This window comes from Bacillus cereus group sp. Bce041 (assembly GCF_052646455.1).
In genome coordinates this window covers 1-5655 of the sequence record NZ_JBQXON010000042.1, presented here as the reverse complement: position 1 = coordinate 5655, position 5655 = coordinate 1, and the positions used below count along the sequence as shown (strand labels likewise).

The following is a 5655-nucleotide window of genomic DNA, read 5'->3' as shown; positions in this document are numbered from 1 at the left end:
AACACGGAAGTTAAGCTCTCTAGCGCCGATGGTAGTTGGGACCTTGTCCCTGTGAGAGTAGGACGTCGCCAAGCAACTTTAAGACGAGTCAGAATGACTCGTCTTTTTTGTGTTTATAAAAATAAGAATGGCTGGTAAATCTCAGTTTATTAAAATTTCACTTTATTGTTCACATCAACAAGTTCAAAACGCTCACAGACGAGTAACATATCTTCAGAGAAATTAAGACCAATCTCATTTAGTTCCTTTGTAAAAAAACGAACATGGGTGTCTCTCCAGTAATTATAAGTACGATCTCCTTCGCCTTCAGCGATAGCGAATTCTTCGCTTACTTCATTCATTGGTGTTACAGTTACTTCTATTGTCTTAATAATAGCTACAGGTTCATCATTACTATTGAGTATAATACTATAATCATTAGTAGTCGGTAGCGATTCATTTTCTAATTCATAAAAAATGTGACCGGAGCATGTAGCTGTTTTAATACCGTCAATTACTAGTTGTGCAAGATAATTAGGGGCATCCCCAAATTGCCAAGCTGTAACAGATTCTGGTTTTTTGTTGTTTCCCCAATAAGTATCCCAATATGTCTGTGCTAATTGATTCATTTTTATCGTCACCTCACTCTAATTAATATTTAATCTCTTTATAATTCCTAGGAAATTTATTTATTTGTTATGCCTTTGTACTTATTTTTAATTTGTATCAGTGTTTTGCAAATTAAAAAGATACTATGTGGAGTGAATATAGTTTGTAAATATGTTCTGTACATATATGGGATCTTTAATTTTCCAATTGCATTTTATGATAAAGGACATAGTTACTTAAAGAACGTTCAGATTATGAATGGTAGTTTATTATCACTATGCCATATTGAAGTGAGTAATACTAGAGTTGAAATAGATAAAAAAACCGATATTCTAAATTGAATATCAGTTTAATAATATGTGACTTATATGAATCTATAGCAATACGAAAAGCGTAAATAAGATAGCCAACAAAATACGGTAGTATGCAAAAGGTTTTAAACCTATCTTCTCTAAAAGCTTTAGAAAAGTTACTACTGCTAGCATCGCTACTATAAAAGAGGTAATGAATCCTACCGCGAACATAGGGATGTCATCGACACTTAAATACTTCCAACTTTTTAGTAAGTCTAAGCCTGTTGCCCCAATCATTACAGGAAGAGCTATTAGAAAAGAGAATTCAGATGCAGTCTTATAATTTACTTTTGCTAATAGACCTCCAGAGATAGTAGAGCCAGCTCTAGAGAAGCCAGGGTATACCGCTAAGCACTGAAATAATCCGATTGTTAAAGCTTGGCGGTATGTTAAATCGTCCAGTGAATAGGCTGCTGCCCCTTTCTTTTTTACTTCTGCAAAGATCATAAGAATTGCCCCTGCTACAAGTCCAATCACAACAGTGTATGGCTGGAATAAGTATGTTTTAATAATATCATGTAGTAGCAAGCCGGCAACCACTGCCGGAAATACGCCAAGAAATACATGGAACGCGTTGAATTTTTTTTCTTTCTGTATAAGAGGTTTAATATTACATAAAGAAACGAGACGTTTATGATATAAAATTGCAATAGCTAAAATTGCGCCTAGCTGAATAACAATTTCAAACGTTTTTGCTCTTTCTCCCTCAAAGCCTAATAAATGCCCGACTAATATAAGGTGGCCAGTAGAAGATATAGGTAAAAATTCAGCTAATCCTTCTACAATACCGAGTATGAAGGCAATAATGATATCGCTCATAGTTTCACTCCTATACATTAATGAATGTCTACTTTTTTAAAATAGAATAGTGTTGCAATAAATCCGGAAATTGTCGTTACTGCAATGATGATATAAGAATACTCTGGTGGATATGTCGGTTGTAATTCGTTATTTGCGATATCTAGAGTAGCGGTCCACGGAAATAAATCTTTATGCTTGGAGTTTACGAGCATAAGATTAGTCATTGTAATAATGACTGTTAATATAATGGGTGGTACATAGCTCTTCATTACAAGAGTTAGTAGCACAATAGGTGAAGACAATAGAAAGAGAAGTCCACCACATATTAAAAATTCTAGGAAAGAACCTAAAAGTAAAGAAATGTTAAAACCAGGGAAGTTCCCCAATAGCCCTAATATTAAAGTAAGTGCCCAAGCGACTAAAGTTAGCATCATAATCCAAAGAAAGAGAATGATGAATTTACTTGTAATAAAGCTAATGCGTGACACGGGGATAGTTAGTAAATTTTTCAGTGTATCTTCTGTATATTCGCGGGTAAGCAAATAAGCAACCACTACTCCATATAAGGGGAATCCTATAACTAAAGTAGTATATAAGTTAACGTCAGTAAATAATTGATCGAACCAAATAGTTGGAGTTGGCTGTTTTGTTTTTATATGTATATAAGAGGCTACTACAACTAAGAAAGGTGCGACACCAGCACCAATAATGCTAATTAAAAACATATTAGAGCGTTTTAGTTTTAAGAGTTCTGTATAGAGTAGATTAACCAATTGTTCCACCTCCAACTAGTTTGGTGAAATAATCTTCTAGTCTATCTTCACTTATCATCATTTTTAATACTTCAATATCGTTAAGAACGAACGTTCTGTTTATGTATCCTTGTTGTCCAAAATGAGAGTAAATACGAATATTTCCTTCATCATGTACTTCATAATCAAAAATTTGAAGATGATTTTCTAATAACATCACAGCTTTATCGTCATTATTCACTTGAAACTCTATGTACTTACGGTTTGCTTTGCGCAGCGTATCAAGAGAAACTTCTTCTAGTAACTTTCCTTCATGAATAATTCCGATACGATCAACTAACTGTTCTACCTCGGCTAATATGTGACTAGAAATCAGTATTGTTATATTTCTTTCTTGAGCTAAAGAATGAATAAGTTTTCGCATTTCTTTAATACCAATAGGGTCTAGTCCGTTAGTTGGTTCATCTAATATGAGTAGCTCAGGATAATGGAGAAGAGCACGCGCAATTCCTAAGCGTTGCTTCATTCCTAAAGAATACTTTCCTACTAACTTTTTTGTCTCATGCTGCAAGCCTACTATTTCTAATGCTTCTTCGATAGCATTCTTTTTGTGAACCCCAATTATTTTTGCATTAATTAATAGGTTTTCTTTTGCAGTTAAGTTTTCATAAAATCCTGGAACTTCAACTATAGAACCAATTCTGCTTAAAATATCTTTTTGATTTTGGAATAAGTTCTCTCCGAATATTTCAATCGTTCCACTTGTAGGCTTTATAAGACTAAGCAGCATGCGAATGGTTGTTGTTTTACCAGCACCGTTGCGGCCTATGAAGCCATAAATCTCCCCTTGTTGAACATTAATATTTAAATTATCTACTGACTTTTGATTGCCATATACTTTAGTAAGGTTAGTCGTTTTTATAATTGTATTTATAGGAGACACCTGCTTTCTATAAGTTCTTACTTACATCATAAAAAGGAAGGCTTAACTGCATATTAATCATTTCTTAACTATTTCTTAAAAGTATTGTGTTTTGGAATAGAAAAGCCAAAAGTAGTTCGTTTCCATGGAGTACTTTCAACCCATATATGTCCACCGTTTTTCTCAACGAGCGCTTTGGAAATAGAAAGCCCGAGACCGCTACCACCAAATGAAGAGTTTCTTGATTGTTCGCTTCGGTACATTCGCTCAAATACGTTTTGTAAATCATGTTTTGGAATACCAGGGCCTTGATCCCAAATATGAAGTTCGTATTCTGCATCAGCTTCTAGCAATTCGACTCCTATTGTTTTCCCATCCTTTCCGTAATAAATTGCATTTTTCATTAAATTACCGATAATCCGCATAATGCTTAGATGATCTGCGATGATAGGACAAGTAGACTCTGGTATGCGAATTTGCAGTTCGATGTTATGTTTTGAGAGCTCAGGTAAAAATTCAATCAAAACTTCTCTAGTAACTTCAGAAAAGTCGAGTTCTTCTTCTTTTAGTGGAAATTCATTAGCGTCTAGCTTCGCCATATTGAATATTTCATCAACTAGGTGCTTTAAGTTATTTGATTTCATATAGAGTATTTTAAGATATTCTTGTTTTTCTATTTCAGAAGCAGCAACTCCGTCTTTCAAAGCATCTATATATCCGATAATGGAGGTGAGTGGTGTTCGTATATCGTGGGAGATACTAGACAAAAGTTGTTTTCTGGATTCTTCGGATCTTTTGGCTTCAATTTGAACCTGCTCTAATTTACCTATTAGCTCGTTTATTGAAAAAACGATATTATGTAATGAGTGGTCATTGCTTGTGAATAATCTCGTTTGTAAGTTTCCTTTTAGTACACGACTTAATTTAGTATCCATTGCTTTGCGATGTTGAATGAATTGTATTCTTGAAAAGAAGAGATAAATTGTAATTAAGATAAGGATAATAAATAAAGACATTTTTATTCTTGGATCCATTTGTATGTTTAAAATCCCGCAAATGATAAGTTGTAATGAAATCAGGAAGAGGGTTTTATCAGTCTTCAAGCTTTTCACCTACAAACTTATAACCAATTCCCCATATAGTCTGAATGAATTTTGGATTGGAAGGGTCAATTTCTATTTTCTTTCTAAGTTTTCGAATATGTACCATAACGGTATTGTCATCTTCTATATAATTATTGTCCCATACATTTCGGAAGAGCTGTGTTTTTGTAAATACTTGCCCTGGGTTTGAAGTAAAGAATTTTAACAGTTCCAGTTCTTTTCCGGTTAAGCTAATTTCTTCTTTGTTTGTATGAACTGTGTATGTATTTAAATTGATAGTTAGTCCTTTAAAAGATAAAGTTGTTTTTTCTTGAGCAGTATTGTTACTTCCGAGAACTAAAAAACGCCGCATAAGAGCTTTTACTCGTGCAATTACTTCGTGAATGCTGAAAGGTTTCGTAATATAATCATCAGCACCAATGCTTAAACCTAAAATTTTATCAACTTCGTGATCTTTAGCGGTGAGCATTAATATAGGTACGTTAGTTTTATCTCTAAGTTTTTTACATACCTCGATTCCATCTATTTTGGGCATCATAAGATCTAGTATAACGAGGTTATAGTTATTTTGATTAAATAAATGTAAGGCTTCTTTGCCGTTGATTGCAGTGTCTACCATGTATAATTCTCGTTCTAAATATATTTTTAATAAATTTCGGATTTCTTTATCGTCGTCTGCTATAAGGATACGTATATCTTTCATATCTTCACCTGCTTCTAATAGAGTTTTATTGATAGTACAACAACTCTCTAATTATATACTAGTATTTGTTAAAATAAGGTTGCTAGTTTTGTTGGAGGAAAACGTCCACACAAGTTAAGTCTAGAGTTCAAATTAACTCGAATATATTTGGAAAAACAAATTAAAGAGAAGCAGAAGGTGTGCTCCGATAATGAAATCCTATAGAGACGTATTTAGTTAAAAGAGCATAAAAATATTAAATTGAAGTTCTTTATAAAAAGGTGTTGACGATTATGCTTTAGAGGTGTAATATAGAACAAGTCGCCGATGACAATAACGTCGCAAGCGACAAACGAAATGAAAAACTTAGTTGACATTGAAAGATGAAAATGTTAACATAAGGAAGTCGCAAATGAGCGGCCAAGTAGTTCTTTGAAAACTGAACGAAACAAAC

General features: G+C 33.5%; 6 protein-coding genes. All 6 read right to left on the bottom strand.

What is annotated here, in order from left to right:
* Nucleotides 1–149 precede the first annotated feature (149 nt).
* The 6 genes from ACUN13_RS32100 to ACUN13_RS32075 all read right to left on the bottom strand — a co-directional run bounded on the left by ACUN13_RS32100 (nucleotide 150) and on the right by ACUN13_RS32075 (nucleotide 5222).
* The gene (locus tag ACUN13_RS32100) at nucleotides 150–608 is read right to left on the bottom strand and encodes an ASCH domain-containing protein (RefSeq protein ID WP_001072420.1); all 459 of its coding nucleotides are present in this window, start codon (nucleotides 606–608) and stop codon (nucleotides 150–152) included.
* A 354-nt stretch (nucleotides 609–962) separates the two neighbouring features.
* Entirely contained in the window at nucleotides 963–1760 is a 798-nt protein-coding gene (gene uppP / locus ACUN13_RS32095; protein WP_001279958.1) for an undecaprenyl-diphosphate phosphatase UppP, read from the bottom strand.
* A 17-nt stretch (nucleotides 1761–1777) separates the two neighbouring features.
* Complete coding sequence (locus ACUN13_RS32090) at nucleotides 1778–2515, bottom strand: ABC transporter permease (RefSeq protein ID WP_000247711.1); 738 nt, start codon at nucleotides 2513–2515, stop codon at nucleotides 1778–1780.
* On the bottom strand, nucleotides 2508–3437 hold the full coding sequence (locus ACUN13_RS32085; protein WP_000074581.1) for an ABC transporter ATP-binding protein: 930 nt from the start codon (nucleotides 3435–3437) through the stop codon (nucleotides 2508–2510). Before ACUN13_RS32085 ends, ACUN13_RS32090 begins: the two co-directional genes overlap by 8 nt.
* A gap of 68 nt (nucleotides 3438–3505) precedes the next feature.
* The gene (locus tag ACUN13_RS32080; RefSeq protein WP_000845329.1) at nucleotides 3506–4519 is read right to left on the bottom strand and encodes a sensor histidine kinase; all 1014 of its coding nucleotides are present in this window, start codon (nucleotides 4517–4519) and stop codon (nucleotides 3506–3508) included.
* The gene (locus ACUN13_RS32075; RefSeq protein WP_048657123.1) at nucleotides 4509–5222 is read right to left on the bottom strand and encodes a response regulator transcription factor; all 714 of its coding nucleotides are present in this window, start codon (nucleotides 5220–5222) and stop codon (nucleotides 4509–4511) included. The genes ACUN13_RS32080 and ACUN13_RS32075 overlap by 11 nt, the downstream gene beginning before the upstream one ends.
* Nucleotides 5223–5655: the final 433 nt, after the last annotated feature.

Bases quoted from the DNA above. Each gene is read 5' to 3' on its own strand.
- ACUN13_RS32100 (WP_001072420.1), bottom strand. From the start codon at position 608: ATGAATCAATTAGCACAGACATATTGGGATACTTATTGGGGAAACAAC.
- uppP (WP_001279958.1), bottom strand. From the start codon at position 1,760: ATGAGCGATATCATTATTGCCTTCATACTCGGTATTGTAGAAGGATTA.
- ACUN13_RS32075 (WP_048657123.1), bottom strand. From the start codon at position 5,222: ATGAAAGATATACGTATCCTTATAGCAGACGACGATAAAGAAATCCGA.